The following is a 15958-nucleotide window of genomic DNA, read 5'->3' on the forward strand; positions in this document are numbered from 1 at the left end:
CTATCCTGAAACGTGCCTAATTCATGACCAGAACGTATCTGCGATGCGGTATTTCAGCCGATTTGCCGAACCTGTTCGAAACAGATCTCGCCGGAATAAGAACCATGATTCTCCGGAATATCTCTAGCACTCCAGATGTTCTCCGGAGTGGCAGACGTCGAAGTCGCGCGAGCTCGAACCTCTTGCACATTTTTCGGCTTGCCATGCGGCGCGCACAGAAAATTTCCCGGTTTTGTATAGATCAACGTTTGGAGATGTCCCGTGACGCTCGCCATCGTCGAATATCCGGCGAATTCTTCGTCAACGCAGCAGGAAACATGGAGGTACGAATTCGAAAAACAGTGTGGCATGACAGCGGATCTTGGGGAAAATTCCAGCTCCTGGACCAAAACGTGGTACGCCGGTCAGGTCGGCGTGCTGGATGCCCGTGTGACGGATCAGACATGGGCCTCCCTATTGCAGGGCAAATCGGCGGTCAGCGAAGATTACGTGTTCGTGAAGGTCATTGCGCGTGGTTCGGTACTCATCTCACAGCATGGTGAGGAAAGAATGTTCCCTGTGGGCAGCGTGCTGACCGTCGACGGGGCGTGGCCGTTTCGGGACCTCTTTTTCGGTTCAACTCGTCTCATAGCTTTAAAAGTGCCGAAACAGGCACTCAAGGCACGCGGGTATGCCTACGGCTCGCGTCGAATCACGGCTCCTGAACTGTCGTCTCCGGACGTTACGCTTCTTAGAGACCTGGTGATCTGCTTCGCCGCTCAGATGGAACTGCCCAGCCCGCCATTTCGGGAGAAAGTGGGTGAACAAACATTAGACATGATGGAAACGTTGCTGGGTGACTCAACCGGATCGGTAGTGTCCGGACGATCCGACATGATTATTCTTCGCGCGAAAACGATGATCGCGAGACGCCTTGGCGATTCCCGATTGAACCTCGGCCAGATCGCTGCGGAACTTCGCATATCGGCAAATTATCTGGCGAAACTCTTTCGAATGGAGGGGAAGACTGTTATGCGATACGTTCTGGAGAAACGCCTTGAGAGGGCTCATAGCCTCGTCAAGCAGTTCGGTCAGCACCGCATGCAAATACAGGAGATCGCTTTCATATGCGGTTTTGAATCGCCCTCTCACTTTAGCCGTATGTTTAAGCAGCACTTTGGTGTCTCCCCTCGAGACGCGGTCGGCGCATGACTGTGTACGGGAATCTTTGACCGCGCCTGCCTTCTCATTCGTGGGAAAAGACCCCGCCGAATTTTTCCATATGTTCGAGCACCATGCCGGAGCCGCGCACGACGCAGTTCAGCGGGGCGTCCGCAACGAACACGGGTAGACCGGTCTCTTCGGCGAGCAGGCGATCCAGATCACGCAGTAGCGCACCACCGCCCGCGAGCATGATTCCGCGCTGCGCGATATCGGCGCCGAGTTCCGGCGGCGTTTGTTCGAGAGCGATCTTGACCGCCGATATGATCTGGTTCAGCGGATCGGTGAGCGCTTCGAGAATTTCATTGCTGGAGATGGTGAAACTGCGCGGAATGCCCTCCGAAAGGTTACGGCCCTTCACTTCCATTTCCTTGACTTCGGAGCCTGGGAACGCGGAGCCGATTGCCTTCTTGACCGCTTCGGCGGTCTGCTCACCGATCAACATGCCATAGTTGCGGCGGATGTAGTTGACGATCGCCTCATCGAACTTGTCGCCCCCGACGCGCACCGAACCCTTGTAGACGATACCGCCGAGCGAGATCACGCCAACTTCGGTCGTACCGCCTCCGATATCGACCACCATCGAGCCGGTCGCCTCAGAGACGGGCAGACCAGCACCGGTCGCGGCAGCCATCGGCTCTTCGATCAGGTAGACCTGCGATGCGCCCGCGCTATGGGCAGCCTCCCTGATTGCACGCCGTTCGACCTGGGTTGACCCGCAGGGCACGCAGATAATGATGCGCGGGGACGGCGCAAAAATGCGCGGCGTGTGCACCATCCGGATAAACTGTTTGATCATCTGCTGGGTAATGTTGAAGTCGGCGATCACGCCGTCCTTCATCGGGCGGATCGCTTCAATGTTGCCCGGCACCTTGCCGAGCATCTGCTTGGCTTCCTTGCCGACCGCCAGAATGGTTTTCTTGCCATTCGGGCCGCCTTCCTGACGGATCGACACGACCGAAGGCTCGTTGAGGACAATGCCCTTGCCGCGCATGTAGATCAGCGTGTTTGAGGTACCGAGATCGATCGCCAGATCGTTTGAAAAGTAGCTGCGCAAAAAACCGAACATTCAAAATCCCGTTTCGCCCGATTCCGGGCGCTTGAGTCCTTACGTGGCAGGGCCGTCCGTCAACCGGTCTTCACATCGGACGCGTGACGAACACGGCGCGACGGACACGATCCGGTACTTCGCTGCAAGCGCCGGATAGCCGCTGCGGGCAATATAGTGCGGACCGGACAATTCTGTCGCGACGCGATAGCCGCGGCCAGCAGCGGAGAACAATTCGATGATCGGGCTGTAGCCGAACGAGGTGATGAAGACTGTGGCTGGGGTCGCCGATGCGAGAAACAGGGCGAGTGGCGTGTGCTGTTTGAATGCGAGAAACACCTCTTCGGGACCATGGCAGGCTGAGGGCAGTCCATCGGCGCCGAGACCGATCAACGCGAATAACGGAGTAGTCGCGATGGCCTTGGGCAGCCATTGACATCGTGATCGGAGCAGGCTGCAGGATACGTCCTGCCGGATATATTCGTTATAAAATTTCGACAAATAGAATTAAAAAATCGTATCCGCGCCCGTTTTAAAAACTGCCCCCTGTCGGAAGACGCGCGCGACGAACGGAGCAACGCCAAAGCTGCTCATCGACCTTGTCGGGACAGCTTGGCGCGCCCTGCCTGTCAGGCGTTAGCGCCCAAGCGTGCGTTCGAAGAACGCCACAATATCTCGATTCATTTCGGCGTGAAATTCGGCGCGATCGAAGCCCGGCCGTGACGTACAGATCTCCGGGACATCGCGTGCGAATGCCGCGCTGCACGCGGGGAGAAAGTCGTAATGATCAGCATTTTCCGCGACGTGGAAGTCCGGCGCGTTGGGCAACGCGGCGCGCACCGCATCCGCGTAGTCAGGAGCGGGTAGCACGTGGTCGAACTGCGCGCTCCAAAGCTGAACGGGAATGCGAACATCGGCTAGTCCACGCGGGCCGAACGCGAAACCGATCGCTGGAGCCGCGACGACGGCGGCACGAATACGCCGGTCGTGTACCCACACCGATGGCGGTAGCGTCGTGACGCGACCCACAAGCCCTGGCGCGTTGCGTACGATCACACAGGTTTCGGCTGCCGGGTGGTCAACGCAGTACGGTCCAATTCGATTTAGATCCGGCATGCCGCCGGCGGCAACGAGTGCGGTAAAGCCGCCAGCGGAGAAGCCGAACACGCCGACCCGGCTTGCATCGATCGACGCGCGCTGCGGCCAGCGGGTGAGCATGTAATCCGTGAGTCGTTTGAGCTGCGCGGGACGACGCCAGATCTGCACGGCACGGCTGTGATCATCGAAGCTGTCGCCGCGGTGCGTCACAGCAGCGACCACGAAGCCGGCCCGTGCGAGCGTAATCGCGGTGTCATAGTGACCGCCGTACCACCCGCCTGAGCCATGCGATATGACGACGAGCGGCAGGTTTTGTCCCGCGACGGGCGCATTCAATGCGACTGCTTGCGTCGCCCTGCCAATCAGATGCGGCGAGGCCTGTGCATCAGTCGGATACCAAACGCCGCCGCTCAGCGGTTGCTCGTCGGCATCGGGAATCGAGACTGCCTGAAAGCCGACTTCGGCGGCGCACGCTATCGGTAACGTTGTTAGCAAGAACGCCACAAGGAGGAGCGTGACGAGGCGCACGGTTGGGCTCCACGTGGGAAATGGCTTAAGGTGCATTAAGACGCGAGGGACTGTCAACGTGGCGCAGCGCTTCACGGCTGTCTGGGCGGACCACTTAGATAATCTGAGCGAGAAGTTCGCTGTTTGGTTCGGTGCGAAGTAGTCATGGAGCGAAGAGTGAGACGAGCGCCGCAGAACGGTCTGCGGTGCCCGTTTTTCCGTCTTCAGCGTCGCACGACATCTCGTGATGTAGCCGTGCGAATGCGGGGTCAGACAAGAAGACACCACAAAGCCAGAAAAGGGGAGGCACCCGAGCGCATCGCGTGCATGACGTTCGGCGTGTTGAAGATACCGCCGCCCAGCCCCGGGGCCACCCATTCGCCATCGCCTTGCCGGAATTCGCCAGGACTCAGCAGTGGATACGCTTCTTCGGGTAAATGGCTGTGATCCGGATACCGCGTTTGGGGCAGCATGATCGTGAGCCCCAACTGAACGTCGCTTCGACTTTCGGCACCGCCGGGGCCGCAAATGATGCCATTTGCGTGTTGTTCGACATACCCTGGGCTACCGTTGGGTCCAGACTTCCGTCGGCGCCACCTGAGCATTGGCTCAACCGCTTTGAGCGCGGCGGCTATATCGCGGAATTGCGGTTCTTTAGCGAGAGCGGAGATCGTTGCTTCGAGCGACTCGCACGCCGGATAGCGTGTGCCCGCCCTCTGTCCGTCGTCAGATGGCGTATCCAATCTCACGAATACCTTCTCAGCTAGCTCACGCCCTTCGAGCGGCAAGCGCTCCGATGCGACGTGTTATCGCGTGACACGAATGAAATCGTTAGTAAATTGGGGCGGGCAGTCATCAATTCCTCTTTCGCGCTACGATCGATGCACGGGATTTCCTGGACGGGCGCTGCGCTTTTCCGAACTTAGATCTTCAGCGGCGTGACCTTTGTTCCGGCTAGCGAAACGTCCGCCATCAGGCCAGCGTTGGTCATGACGATAACCTCCACAGGCGCTGTGGCTGTAGTCGTGTCAATCGTTCCGTTCGCACCGACCTTCACGAGCGCGACAGAGGCATCGCCTGCAACCGTCCAGCCGCTCGAACCGCGGAACCGGGCGAGCGCATCGGAAGTCATGAAAAGAAAGATGATCGTCTTCGATTGCGCGCCTGCCGTGAAGCCAACCGAGCCCGATGTCGTGCTGTAGTACCCAACCGTGCTACCGCGTACTTGCAATGAGCCATCGCCGTGCTGTGCACCTACGATGAAGCCAGCCTGGAGCACGTTCGGAAACACCAGAACGCCTTGTGCCTTTGACACAAGTTCCCGCGACCCTTTGACCGAGGTATAGAGACGCGACATCGCGCCGTCAACGCTTGCGTCAATGGACTGACGCCTGGCCATATCAGTCGCTGCGCTTTCGCCACTGCCGGAAGTCGTCGTGCATCCGGCATATGCGGCCGAGATAGCCGCGACAATCGTGCTGATCATGAAATCGCGCCGCCGCATGTCATCCTCCATCTGGTTGACGGGTTCTGATAGACTCAGAAACAGTTGCCATAGGGCATTCTTTCGATTAGCGAACTATTTCTGGCTCTCCGCAAATGGCTATACTTTAAAAAGCGCTTCAGTGGAGATTGCATGCGATCGCTATTGAGAGTCCGTCTCATTGTGGGAAGCATTCGAACGGAATATGCCGACTGGGCAATTGGCATTGAATACAGCGGCATGCTAGCTGCGATGAAGCCATATCCCGGCATCCTCGTATCCGTCTCAGAGCGGTCACAGAAATCACGCTGTCCATAGCGTTTCGAGCTTTCAATTCATTATCTGGCGGCATCTCCTTTCGCGATAGAAGGGTTTGCCCGTCGCTTCGTTAATTGTCGTTGCCTGGTGTTGACTGGCTTCGTTTGCACAAAGAGTCCGGGGGTGGGTGAGGAAGTGAAGCACGTCGCAGCGCGGCCCATGGTAACAAGGTAAAGCAACTTGAAAGCCGTCGAACTGCATGATGAAGGCATATGCTAAGTATCGCTTAAGCATCACAATGGCAGCCTATACTCCCAGGATCGCCCAGCAGGTCCTATCAACGAGACCATGCCGAACCATGTGGCCAGGAATTGCTAGTTCGCGGGTTATACGTGCATACCTGCCAATTGTGGCAGTGGGATGCGTGACACTTCAATTGCCTGTACTGGCCTCGATTTTCGTTTTCAGGGTTTCAGAAAGTACGTTCGAGACATCTTCATTCCGCGGCCTCGCTCTGGTCTACGTCGCCTGCTTCGTTTTCGTTATCAGGCTGGTCATGTGGCTTGCGCATCGTCGAACCAGGGCCGAACGGAAGGTCTGCGCGCGCTACGATGCCCGGACCGAAGTGTGTCATCGCGCAAAAGCACCGCGCAACACACACGACCATCGAAAGCGCATAGATAACGAGCAGACGGGTTAAGGTTCTCTTCAGCGAGAGTGAGTGCATTTCGCATCACCTAACCAGAAAGATGCGCGAAGCGGGCTTGCCAGTTCACGATTCACCTACGATTTTTTGAAGACGGACGACCTCCACGGTTTTGTGACTTCCAGACAGGAGTACAGAACGGACCATGGGCACGAACCACTCTATTTCGGACAGTTTGCAATTCTCTCTCGTCCTCATCAAGCCAACCCATTACGACGACGACGGCTACCCGATCCAGTGGCTCCGCTCGGTCATGCCTTCCAATACACTCGCCTGTATGTATGCGCTCGCTGATGACGCGCGAAAGCGAAAGCTGCTGGGCCCTGGCGTCCAATTTGAGATCGAAACATGCGACGAAACCAACCAGCGAGTGTGGCCAGAGCGCATCATTCGTGACCTGAAGGCAAAGGGCGGGAGATCGATGATTAGTCTGGTCGGTGTGCAGTCGAACCAGTACCCGCGCGCACTCGACCTCGCCCGCCAGTTCCGTGCCGCAGGCTTGCCGGTTGCGATCGGTGGCTTCCACGTTTCTGGCTGCATCTCCATGCTGCCCGAGATGCCCGCTGAACTTAAGGAAGCACAAGCAATGGGTGTGGCGCTCTTCGCTGGAGAGGCCGAGGAACAGCGTCTTGATGAAATCCTTCTCGACGCGTGGAATGGTGCAATGAAGCCCTTGTATAACTTCATGGACCGGTTACCCTCGCTCGAAGGTGCTCCTCAGCCCTACTTGCCGCGCAAGCATATCGAACGCACGGCAGGTACCTATACCTCGGTTGACCTCGGTCGTGGTTGCCCGTATCAGTGCTCGTTTTGTACCATCATCAACGTGCAGGGGCACAAGAGTCGCTTTCGCACCCCCGACGATCTCGAGAAGATCATCCGCGAGAACGCAACGCAGGGCATCGACCGGTTCTTCGTCACGGATGATAACTTCGCACGCAACCACGACTGGGAGATCCTTCTCGACCGCGTCATCGAACTTCGGGAAAAGGAAGGTATTCACTGCGGCTTCACGATCCAGGTCGACACGCTCTGTCACAAGATTCCAGACTTCATCGAGAAGGCAACGCGCGCGGGTGTGCGTCGCGTGTTCATCGGGCTTGAGAATATCAATCCCGAGAATCTGATCGCGGCCAAGAAGCGGCAGAACAAGATCACCGAATACCGCGCCATGCTGCAGAAGTGGCGCGCCCACGGCGCGATTACCTACGCCGGCTATATCATTGGATTCCCGGCGGACACGAAAGAATCGATCCAGCGCGACATCGAGATCATCAAGCGTGAATTGCCAATCGACATTCTCGAATTCTTCATGCTCACCCCGCTTCCAGGCTCCGAGGATCATCAAACGATGGTAAGGATTGGTGAATGGATGGACCCGGACATCAACAAATACGACACCAACCACCGGGTCACGCACCACCCGAAAATGTCGGACGCTGAATGGGAAGAAGCGTATCGGTACGCCTGGAGCGCGTTCTACTCGTACGAGCATATCCGCACGATCGTCAAGCGGGCAGCGCAGATTCCGAACGGCCGACCGAAGACGATCATGCGCACAATCGCCTGGTTCAGACTGATGATCGAACACGAGGGTGTGCATCCGCTCGAAGGGGGAGCCCTGCGGATGAAACACCGCCGTGACCGCCGTTGGGGGCTACCGGTCGAATCGCCACTTCGCTTCTATCCGCGCTACTGGAGTGAGACCGCTGTCAAGGCGACAAAATATCTGCGCTTCTACCTCAAGACAGAGGCTATCCTCAGGGAAGTCATGAAGGCACCGGACCGTTACGCCTACACGGATATCGCCATCACGCCGCTGCAGGAAGAGGAGTTCGAGCAGCTTGGACTCTTTCATGCCACGAGCGGCGGCGAGGCAGCACTGGCTGTCCACCACCGGCGTATTGCCATCCGGTCATCGGGCCCGTCTGCAGCATGATATGAGCTGCCGTAGATTAACTCCGGAATTGAAGGGCAGCTTAGGGGCGCTTTATGCGGCTTGCGTGATTCGCCTTCCGGAGACTCTCGGGACCTCGGTTGCGCGACGCTGTGCGGCCAGGTTCGGTCATCCAAACCAGTGAACACTATGTCCGATTTACGCTAGATATCGGACGTCTGTGCACAGTGGCACAAGGCTTTAAAGGTCGTTCGGCGTCAGCAACCAGAACGCGCAAAAATAATGTCTTTACTCGCGATGACTCCACCCAGGCGACCAGGCGCCCTTTGATTGCTCCACTACATGTTGGTATGGCGTATTACGGCGCTCGGTTGGGAGCGCTCCCCTTTGCGTCATATCCCCTGTCGTATGGGCATCGCTGACCAGAGTCGCGTCATAGCCGCGCGCGAGTGCGCCGTGCATCGTAGATCGAATGTACATGTCCGTCTGCGCGCCGGTCACAATGAGTTTGCCAACGCCGAGCCTCGATAGTACCTGCCGTGATATTCATACGTGCGCATCATGGCCTGCTCCCGTCTCACTTGCCATGCCGACATTCGTGGACACCTGACGTGGCTTCCAGCCTTGTACATATCGTCGTGAATTCGCTTTCCGTAGTCCGCGACAGTGCGATCTGTGCGTCGTCGAGCTCGGGGTCATCTTCCGATTGCTGGACGATGGCCGCCTGAAGACCTGAAAAGGCGTGCGCCGCTATTCTCGCAGTGTGCCTGGAAGTGCGGCACGCCATTCCCACCTTGGTCAGATTCATCGTGATCATCCCAGTCGTGTTCATCACCTGTTTGGGGGATTCGGAACGTAGCTTGTCGTTTCGTATGATCGCGGGGAAGGTTTGCGAAAACGCGTGAAATAAAGTTTCTTCCACGACAACGCGGAGCAAGCAATGGCGACATCACCAATTGGCCAGGCCGGTTAACCCTACATTCCGGAACAGGTTCAACATCGCATCAAGCATTGCACACAAGTTCATGAACAGTTCATCGAACCCTGACGCAACCTGGCAATCTTCGAATGGACCTATAAGCAACCTTTTGGATCAGAACGAGCGTGCTCTGCTATCTGGATTAACGGGGCTGGAATTTACTGCATTGCCAGCCAATCGGGTCCCTCTCCTGTCATAGCTCATGCGACACACTCTACGGAGCAGGACGCAGCACTAAGGAGCTTCAGTGAGTCTGCTTATAGAAACGCACGTGACGGCAGGGTGGCCATGGACAGTGCCGCTCTCGACTACTTGACCCGGCAACGCGAGGTTTTTGCGATAAACGCCATTGCGGCTTCGCCGCTTAATGGTCAACCGGCGTTTTTGGTCTATGGGCGGAGTCACCAATTCGCGAATCATTTCTCTGGCGAAGGAGCTCCTGCGCTTTTCCGGAAGGTGCGCTCCGAGGAGCTATCGCAATGAATCGTTGCCGACCGTACCGCAGCCATTAGCGTACCCTCGGGCAGCGGTTTCGGGCCTTGGTCGTCGCTGACGACAAAGGCCGCCGTCCGCGTACCGCACCTTCCTTCGCCGTCCTCCGCAAGAGCGCTGGATGAGGGTCGGCCGGGATTCGTTTATATGCGAAGCTTCGCATATAAACGAATCCCGGCCGACCCCCAAGTTGTGTCAAAAAACCGCCATTTAGTCGCTCAATCCTCGTGACGCTTGTGGGTCGACTTCTGCCCGACGCAGACCGATCAACGACGGCCCACTCCGCGGGCTCAACGTCGGACCGGGTTCGGCCAGGAGCAGCCAATCGATACTGATGCTCGAATCGTTGACAGTTTGACCAAGGAGGGATCTACGGTGTCATCGTCTTACGATGAGCAGTTCGTGCATCTGCGTACGATCGATCATGCAATCGAGACGTTGCGATATGGCCGGCCTCTGGCGCTTTCCTTAGAGTGAGTGGCTCAATCAACTCAAGGCATTGGAATCGATGCCTCTCCGACCCAAGGAAGCCACGCAAATGAAACGCCTCCTCGCCGCTCTGATCGCCCAAGCCTTCGCTTTTAGTGCCAACGCGATGCCTGCGGAAAAGCCGCCTATCGTCCTCGTCCACGGAGCCTTTGAAAACGCGCAGGTATGGAGCCACGTCACCGCCAGACTTCAAGCCGATGGCTACCACGTCGTCGCCGTCGATCTGCCCGGCCGCCCTGGCGCACCCGCGGCACCGGACAAAGTCAGCCTCGATCTCTACCGCGACACCGTCGTCACCGCGCTGGACAAATTCCACCGCCCGGCCGTCGTGGTCGGTCACAGCTTTGGGGGCATTGTCATCGCTGCCGCGGCAGAGAAGGTGCCTCAAAAAATCAAGACGCTGGTCTTCGTTGCGGCTTACCTGCCGCAAGACGGCGACTCGCTCGTGTCGATGGCGCAACACGACGCCGACGCGAAGATCGGCCCGCATCTGCAAATCGACAAGGAAAAGGGCATTGCGTCCATTGAATATTCGGCACGCGCCGACCTGTTTGCGAACGGCGGTCCCGAAAGCTTACGAAAGGCAATACCGGATCTGATTCTGGATGAGCCCCTTAGCCCGCTGGCCACCCCTGTGCATGTCACCGCCGCCCGGTTCGGCAAGGTCGATAAAGTCTATGTCCATACCGCAATCGACCAGGTGATCAGTCCGTCATTCCAGGCCAGAATGGTTGCCAGCACACCGGTGCGCAGCGAATACACATTGCAGACGGGACACACGCCGTTCCTGACCGACCCGGACGGTCTGGCAAACGCGATCGAGTCCGCTGCAAGATAGGGATTCCGACGTTCATGAATTGCAAGCGAGGCGATCACGTTGCCTCGCCTTCGCGTCCTGGCTCACGCGCACCGCATCGGGTCACAGCATTTCCGAACTTCGCGCGCGAAAGATTCCACCTTGCGACATACGATGGGCGTTACTTGGCGGATAGCCAAACTGCGCCTTGAAGGCCCGGCTAAAAGCAGCTTCAGACGCGTAGCCAGCGCCATAGGCAACATCTGTCACTTTAAGCGTACCCATGCGTAAGAGGTCGGCCGCGATCGTCAATCGCCAGCGCGTCAAATACCGCAACGGCGGCACGCCGACCACCGCGGTAAAGCGATCCGAAAACATCGAACGCGACATCATCGCGGTATCCGCGAGCGACTGTACCGTCCACGCGCGGTCTGGTGCCTGGTGCATCGCGTTCAACGCCCGCCCAATGCGCTCGTCTGTCAATCCGGACAACCAGCCGGCCCGGCTGCCTTGTCTGCTGACCCACATGCGCAGTGTCCGGATAACGAGCAGATCAATGAGCCGCGAGATCATCAACGATGCTCCGGGGCTTACAGCACGTGACTCGACCTCGAGGAAGTGCGAGATCGCGGCGAGCCAGGGTGGCTCCATCGATTTGTCACAGGTCAGATGGATGAGCCCGGGAAGCCCCGTGAGCAAAGATCGCAATGGCGCTCCATCAAAATAGAATCCGCCCGCAAGAAAGGATCCTGCGACACCCTCCTCAGCCGCCCATCTAAAAGTCTGCGCTTCCCTTTGCGAAGCGGAAGAGACATCGGCTTCGAAACACTTCGGCGCTTTGACCTTCGGGTTGCCGCTGATCGTATGTCCGTCTGCACGCGGCAAAAGAACGAAGTCGCCAGGTCGCAACAGCACGGGTTGGCCATCGCGTTGCGAAACCGACAGTTCTCCCGTGCGCAGATGCAGAAAAGTGGCTGGCCCCGGCGGAAAAGTCACTGCGGCCTGGGTGCCCAACTCCCCGTGGAACACGTGGTCACCACGCAGGCGAACGAGCTTGAGAACCTGGGACAAAACATCGGGGTGTTCAGACAGCATCGGTTGCACCTCCCGTGACTTGAATCCTGGAGAGCATTCGTTCTCCCAAACACATCAACCTATCCTGACAGATCGGCACCCGCAGTCAAAGTACATAGTCTACCCGGCCACGATCGCGGCGCAGCGGGCCTCCTGCGTTCGGTGCACAGATCGTACGATGGATCATGTGAACTGGACGCCGCGATATGGTCGGTCACCCATTCCTTCTTTACAGTGAATAGCCAACCCGCATCGATCGTCGATGAGGGAAGTTCGCTCCAGTGAATCTTCGTTTAAATCTCCATGTTCGAATACTTCACGACACCACCGGCGACACGCTTCGCCACAACACTCACGCCGTCCCAAACTGTCGTCCAACCTTATCTGTCGACATGCCAATGCAGCAACGCTTGCCATTAGGGCATGGTGACGCGTTGTCACAGTTGCTGAAGCTGATTCGGCCTTGTGGCGATACCGTCTTTCGCGGCGAGTTGAAGACGCATACGGAATTGGCCTTTCCGTCCGGTCCTGCCGGTTTTCTTCATTTACTGGAAGGTGAAGCCTCGGTCTCTCAACACAATGGCCAATCTGTATTGTTGCGACAAGGGGATTTGGTGCTTCTGCTCGATACGAACGGTTATACGCTGCGAGATCAAACGGGTGTTGATACTTGCGGATACCTCCGTGCAGAGGGGGCATCTGTCATTCGACAAGGCGGGCAAGCGATCAGAAGGGCTACGAATCATGACATCGCGGCATGCTTTCTCGCGGGCGCGTTCCACTTCGATGGCCGCCCTCTACGATCGTTGTTGTCGGGCCTTCCGGGACTCATCCATCTGAAATGCGACAGCGGCAAAATGCGACCATGGTTGGCAACGCTATCGCAATTACTGAACGAGGAATCGAGTCATATCGGCCCGGGGTCATCGTTCACGATTCCCCGTCTCATTGAGTTGCTTGTCATTCGCGCGTTACGCACCTGGTCCTGTAGTCAAGGCGACCGGCTCGGATGGGTGCGCGGGCTCAGCGACGAACGTATCGGACGAACCCTGAACGCAATGCACCTGGATGCCGGCCGAGCATGGACGGTGGAATCACTCGCGGAAATTGCAGCAATGTCCCGATCGGTCTTCTCACGTCGCTTTACCTCAGTGTTAGGGATACCACCGCTGCGCTATTTGACCAAATGGCGTTTGAGTATCGCAGCCGGCTTGCTACGTACCGGGACGTCAAAGGTTATCGAAATCGCACACAACGCAGGCTATAGCTCGGAAGCAGCCTTTAGTCGTGCATTCAAAGCACAGTTCGGATATCCGCCTCGCGAGACTCGTCGCATCGCGCAGGCCGTGACATTCAGGGCGACAACGCTTGATACGCGATCTTCAGAAGGCGCAGCTTTCACACCCGACTCGTACGTCTCAACATCCGACAAGGAGCAGGTCGATCGATAACGGTGACAACCAACGCGACAGGGGCATACCGCCGGCTCGCCGCGTTGGGGAACAAAAGCATACGAATTGGTGCAAGGACGAACAGCGCCATCTTCGGATTGAGCAGATTGGTTAGCAGCCCCTATCTGAAGATCTTTTGAGCAGCAAGCCGAGCTTCGCCCGGTGCCGGTGCCGTCGGAAGGCGTCTCCTTTGTGTGGCACAAAAGGGACCTCAGTTTAATGAGCGCGCTCCATGGGGTCATTTTCGAACGACGGCGTCCGGTGGCGTCGTACGTCATCAGCCAGCGAACCATTACCCGGCAAGCCTCCTTTGCACACACCAGCCGCGATCATGCCCACCCCATCGCGGTCATCACCATATCGATCAGCTTGATGAACGGGAACGGCAACGCGATACCACCGAGACCATAAATCAGCAGGTTGCGACGCAACAATGCCGCCGCGCCGATCGGGCGGTATCGCACGCCCCTCAGCGCGAGCGGGATCAGGAACACGATGATGAGCGCGTTGAAGATCACCGCCGACAGAATCGCGGAGGTCGGCGAGGTCAAATGCATCACGTTGAACACGCGCAGTTGCGGATACGTCGACGCGAACGCGGCCGGAATGATCGCGAAGTACTTGGCGACGTCGTTGGCAATTGACAGCGTCGTCAGCGAGCCGCGCGTCATCAGCATCTGCTTGCCGATCTCGACAATCTCGATCAGCTTGGTCGGGTTCGAGTCGAGGTCCACCATGTTGCCCGCTTCCTTCGCGGCCTGCGTACCCGTGTTCATCGCCACGGCCACGTCAGCTTGCGCGAGTGCCGGCGCATCGTTGATACCGTCGCCCGTCATCGCGACATACCGGCCTTCGGCCTGATGCGAGCGGATTAACGCCAGCTTGGCTTCCGGCGTCGCTTCGGCAACGAAATCGTCAACGCCCGCTTCGGCGGCAATCGCCGCCGCCGTCAAGCGGTTGTCGCCGGTCACCATCACCGTCCTGATGCCCATCCGCCGAAGCTCGGCAAAGCGCTCCTTGATGCCGGCCTTGACGATATCCTTCAGCTCGATCACGCCGAGCACGCTCGCGGCGCCCTGCTCCACACCCTGTGCACCCTGCTTCTCCGCCACGACCAGAGGCGTGCTGCCGCGGCGAGCGACGGTGTCGACCGCGTTTTGCACTTCCTGTGGAAAGTGACCGCCGCCTTCTTCGACGTAGCGGCGCACCGCGTCGGCCGCGCCCTTGCGGATCTCACGGTTCGGCAGATCGACGCCACTCATGCGAGTCTGCGCGGTGAACCGGAGGAACTGGCTGTGCAGCGAACTCACGTCGCGTTCACGGACGTTGAAGCGCCGCTTGGCCAGCGCGACGATGCTGCGTCCCTCAGGCGTTTCGTCGGCCAGCGATGCAAGCTGCGCCGCGTCCGCGAGGAACTCCTCCGTCACGCCAGGTGCCGGCACGAACATGGAAGCCTGGCGATTGCCGAGCGTGATCGTGCCGGTCTTGTCCAGCAGTAGCACGTCGACGTCGCCGGCCGCTTCGATGGCACGGCCCGAGGTGGCGATCACGTTGACCTGCATCATGCGGCTCATGCCGGCCACGCCGATAGCCGACAGCAGACCACCGATCGTCGTCGGGATCAGACACACGAGCAATGAAACGAGCGCCGTTATCATCACGACATGACCCAGCTTCATCGTCTCAACCGCAAAGATCGAGAACGGCACCAGCGTCGCGGTCGAGAACATCAGCACGAGCGAGAGCGCCACGAGCAGAATCGTCAACGCGATCTCGTTCGGCGTCTTCTGGCGCTTGGCGCCTTCGACCATCGCGATCATCCGGTCAAGAAACGCTTCGCCCGGATTCACGGAGACGCGTACGACAATCCAGTCGGACAGCACGCGTGTGCCCCCGGTGACGGACGAGAAGTCGTCACCCGATTCGCGGATAACCGGTGCGGATTCGCCGGTGATCGCCGATTCGTCGACCGATGCAACGCCGTCGATCACCTCGCCGTCGGCGGGGATCGTGTCGCCAGCCTCGACAAGCACGACGTCGCCTTTGCGCAGATCCGCCGACGTCACGATGCGGATCGGCGACTTCGGATGCGGCTCGTTGAGCTTCTTGGCCATCACACTTTGCTTGGTATTCCTTAGCGACTCGGCCTGCGCTTTCGAACGCCCTTCGGCGAGCGCTTCCGCGAAGTTCGCGAAGAGCACCGTAAACCAGAGCCACAAAGAGACCGCGAGAATGAATCCTGCCGGCGCTTCGGCTTGGCCCAGCAGCGCGGCAACCCATAGAATGGTCGTCAGGATGCTGCCCAGATAGACGCAGAACATCACCGGATTACGAAACTGCGTACCCGGGCCGAGCTTCCTGAACGCCTCGACGATGGCCGATTTCACGAGCGCAGGATCGAACATCGAGCGTGCGGCGCTACGTGCTTGCCCCGGATTGTCGCGACTATGAACGGGCGATTGATTGTCAGTTTTCATATT

At 58.3% G+C, this 15958-nt stretch carries 13 protein-coding genes; 4 read left to right on the plus strand and 9 right to left on the minus strand.

Features of this window, described 5'->3' with window-relative positions; translation table 11 throughout:
• Positions 1 to 261 precede the first annotated feature (261 nt).
• On the plus strand, positions 262 to 1191 hold the full coding sequence (locus HV796_RS00460) for an AraC family transcriptional regulator (protein WP_175224095.1): 930 nt from the start codon (positions 262 to 264) through the stop codon (positions 1189 to 1191).
• 34 nt (positions 1192 to 1225) lie between these two features.
• On the opposite strand, the gene HV796_RS00465 is transcribed toward HV796_RS00460, so the two are convergent.
• The 5 genes from HV796_RS00465 to HV796_RS00485 all read right to left on the minus strand — a co-directional run bounded on the left by HV796_RS00465 (position 1226) and on the right by HV796_RS00485 (position 5357).
• Positions 1226 to 2269 carry a rod shape-determining protein gene (locus tag HV796_RS00465; protein ID WP_175224097.1) on the minus strand — a complete coding sequence of 348 codons (1044 nt, stop codon included), beginning with the start codon at positions 2267 to 2269 and terminating at the stop codon, positions 1226 to 1228.
• 39 nt (positions 2270 to 2308) lie between these two features.
• On the minus strand, positions 2309 to 2587 hold the full coding sequence (locus HV796_RS45785) for a hypothetical protein (RefSeq protein WP_425497090.1): 279 nt from the start codon (positions 2585 to 2587) through the stop codon (positions 2309 to 2311).
• A gap of 297 nt (positions 2588 to 2884) precedes the next feature.
• The gene (locus HV796_RS00475) at positions 2885 to 3874 is read right to left on the minus strand and encodes an alpha/beta hydrolase family protein (protein WP_246355616.1); all 990 of its coding nucleotides are present in this window, start codon (positions 3872 to 3874) and stop codon (positions 2885 to 2887) included.
• Positions 3875 to 4122: 248 nt separating this feature from the next.
• The gene (locus HV796_RS00480; protein WP_175224101.1) at positions 4123 to 4641 is read right to left on the minus strand and encodes a dimethylsulfonioproprionate lyase family protein; all 519 of its coding nucleotides are present in this window, start codon (positions 4639 to 4641) and stop codon (positions 4123 to 4125) included.
• Positions 4642 to 4775: 134 nt separating this feature from the next.
• Positions 4776 to 5357, minus strand: a complete 582-nt coding sequence (locus tag HV796_RS00485) for a BPSL1445 family SYLF domain-containing lipoprotein (RefSeq protein ID WP_175224103.1) — start codon at positions 5355 to 5357, stop codon at positions 4776 to 4778.
• A 1088-nt stretch (positions 5358 to 6445) separates the two neighbouring features.
• Between HV796_RS00485 and HV796_RS00490 the strand changes: the two genes are divergently transcribed.
• Positions 6446 to 8239: a B12-binding domain-containing radical SAM protein gene (locus tag HV796_RS00490; RefSeq protein WP_175224104.1), complete on the plus strand. Its 1794-nt coding sequence runs from the start codon at positions 6446 to 6448 to the stop codon at positions 8237 to 8239.
• 246 nt (positions 8240 to 8485) lie between these two features.
• On the opposite strand, the gene HV796_RS00495 is transcribed toward HV796_RS00490, so the two are convergent.
• A complete protein-coding gene (locus tag HV796_RS00495) occupies positions 8486 to 8677 on the minus strand; it encodes a hypothetical protein (protein ID WP_246355617.1) in 192 nt (63 codons plus the stop codon).
• Between the two features lie 97 nt (positions 8678 to 8774).
• Positions 8775 to 9119: a hypothetical protein gene (locus tag HV796_RS00500; protein ID WP_175224106.1), complete on the minus strand. Its 345-nt coding sequence runs from the start codon at positions 9117 to 9119 to the stop codon at positions 8775 to 8777.
• A gap of 1087 nt (positions 9120 to 10206) precedes the next feature.
• On the opposite strand from HV796_RS00500, the gene HV796_RS00505 reads away from it, so the two are divergent.
• Positions 10207 to 10995 (plus strand): alpha/beta fold hydrolase, encoded by a 789-nt coding sequence (locus HV796_RS00505; protein WP_175224108.1) that lies wholly within the window; start codon positions 10207 to 10209, stop codon positions 10993 to 10995.
• 81 nt (positions 10996 to 11076) lie between these two features.
• On the opposite strand, the gene HV796_RS00510 is transcribed toward HV796_RS00505, so the two are convergent.
• Positions 11077 to 12048, minus strand: a complete 972-nt coding sequence (locus HV796_RS00510) for an AraC family transcriptional regulator (protein WP_175224109.1) — start codon at positions 12046 to 12048, stop codon at positions 11077 to 11079.
• Between the two features lie 260 nt (positions 12049 to 12308).
• Here HV796_RS00510 and HV796_RS00515 point away from each other — a divergent pair, with 260 nt between their 5' ends.
• Positions 12309 to 13478 carry an AraC family transcriptional regulator gene (locus tag HV796_RS00515; RefSeq protein ID WP_246355618.1) on the plus strand — a complete coding sequence of 390 codons (1170 nt, stop codon included), beginning with the start codon at positions 12309 to 12311 and terminating at the stop codon, positions 13476 to 13478.
• Between the two features lie 329 nt (positions 13479 to 13807).
• On the opposite strand, the gene kdpB is transcribed toward HV796_RS00515, so the two are convergent.
• A complete protein-coding gene (kdpB, locus tag HV796_RS00520) occupies positions 13808 to 15955 on the minus strand; it encodes a potassium-transporting ATPase subunit KdpB (protein WP_175224111.1) in 2148 nt (715 codons plus the stop codon).
• Positions 15956 to 15958 lie beyond the last annotated feature (3 nt).

This window comes from Paraburkholderia humisilvae (assembly GCF_902859855.1).
GTDB lineage: Bacteria > Pseudomonadota > Gammaproteobacteria > Burkholderiales > Burkholderiaceae > Paraburkholderia > Paraburkholderia humisilvae.

What these genes read in the sequence shown, in the direction of transcription:
- HV796_RS00465 (WP_175224097.1), bottom strand. Translation starts at nt 2,269, where the DNA reads ATGTTCGGTTTTTTGCGCAGCTACTTTTCAAACGATCTGGCGATCGAT.
- HV796_RS00485 (WP_175224103.1), bottom strand. Translation starts at nt 5,357, where the DNA reads ATGCGGCGGCGCGATTTCATGATCAGCACGATTGTCGCGGCTATCTCG.
- HV796_RS00490 (WP_175224104.1), top strand. Translation starts at nt 6,446, where the DNA reads ATGGGCACGAACCACTCTATTTCGGACAGTTTGCAATTCTCTCTCGTC.
- HV796_RS00495 (WP_246355617.1), bottom strand. Translation starts at nt 8,677, where the DNA reads ATGTACATTCGATCTACGATGCACGGCGCACTCGCGCGCGGCTATGAC.
- HV796_RS00505 (WP_175224108.1), top strand. Translation starts at nt 10,207, where the DNA reads ATGAAACGCCTCCTCGCCGCTCTGATCGCCCAAGCCTTCGCTTTTAGT.
- HV796_RS00510 (WP_175224109.1), bottom strand. Translation starts at nt 12,048, where the DNA reads ATGCTGTCTGAACACCCCGATGTTTTGTCCCAGGTTCTCAAGCTCGTT.
- kdpB (WP_175224111.1), bottom strand. Translation starts at nt 15,955, where the DNA reads ATGAAAACTGACAATCAATCGCCCGTTCATAGTCGCGACAATCCGGGG.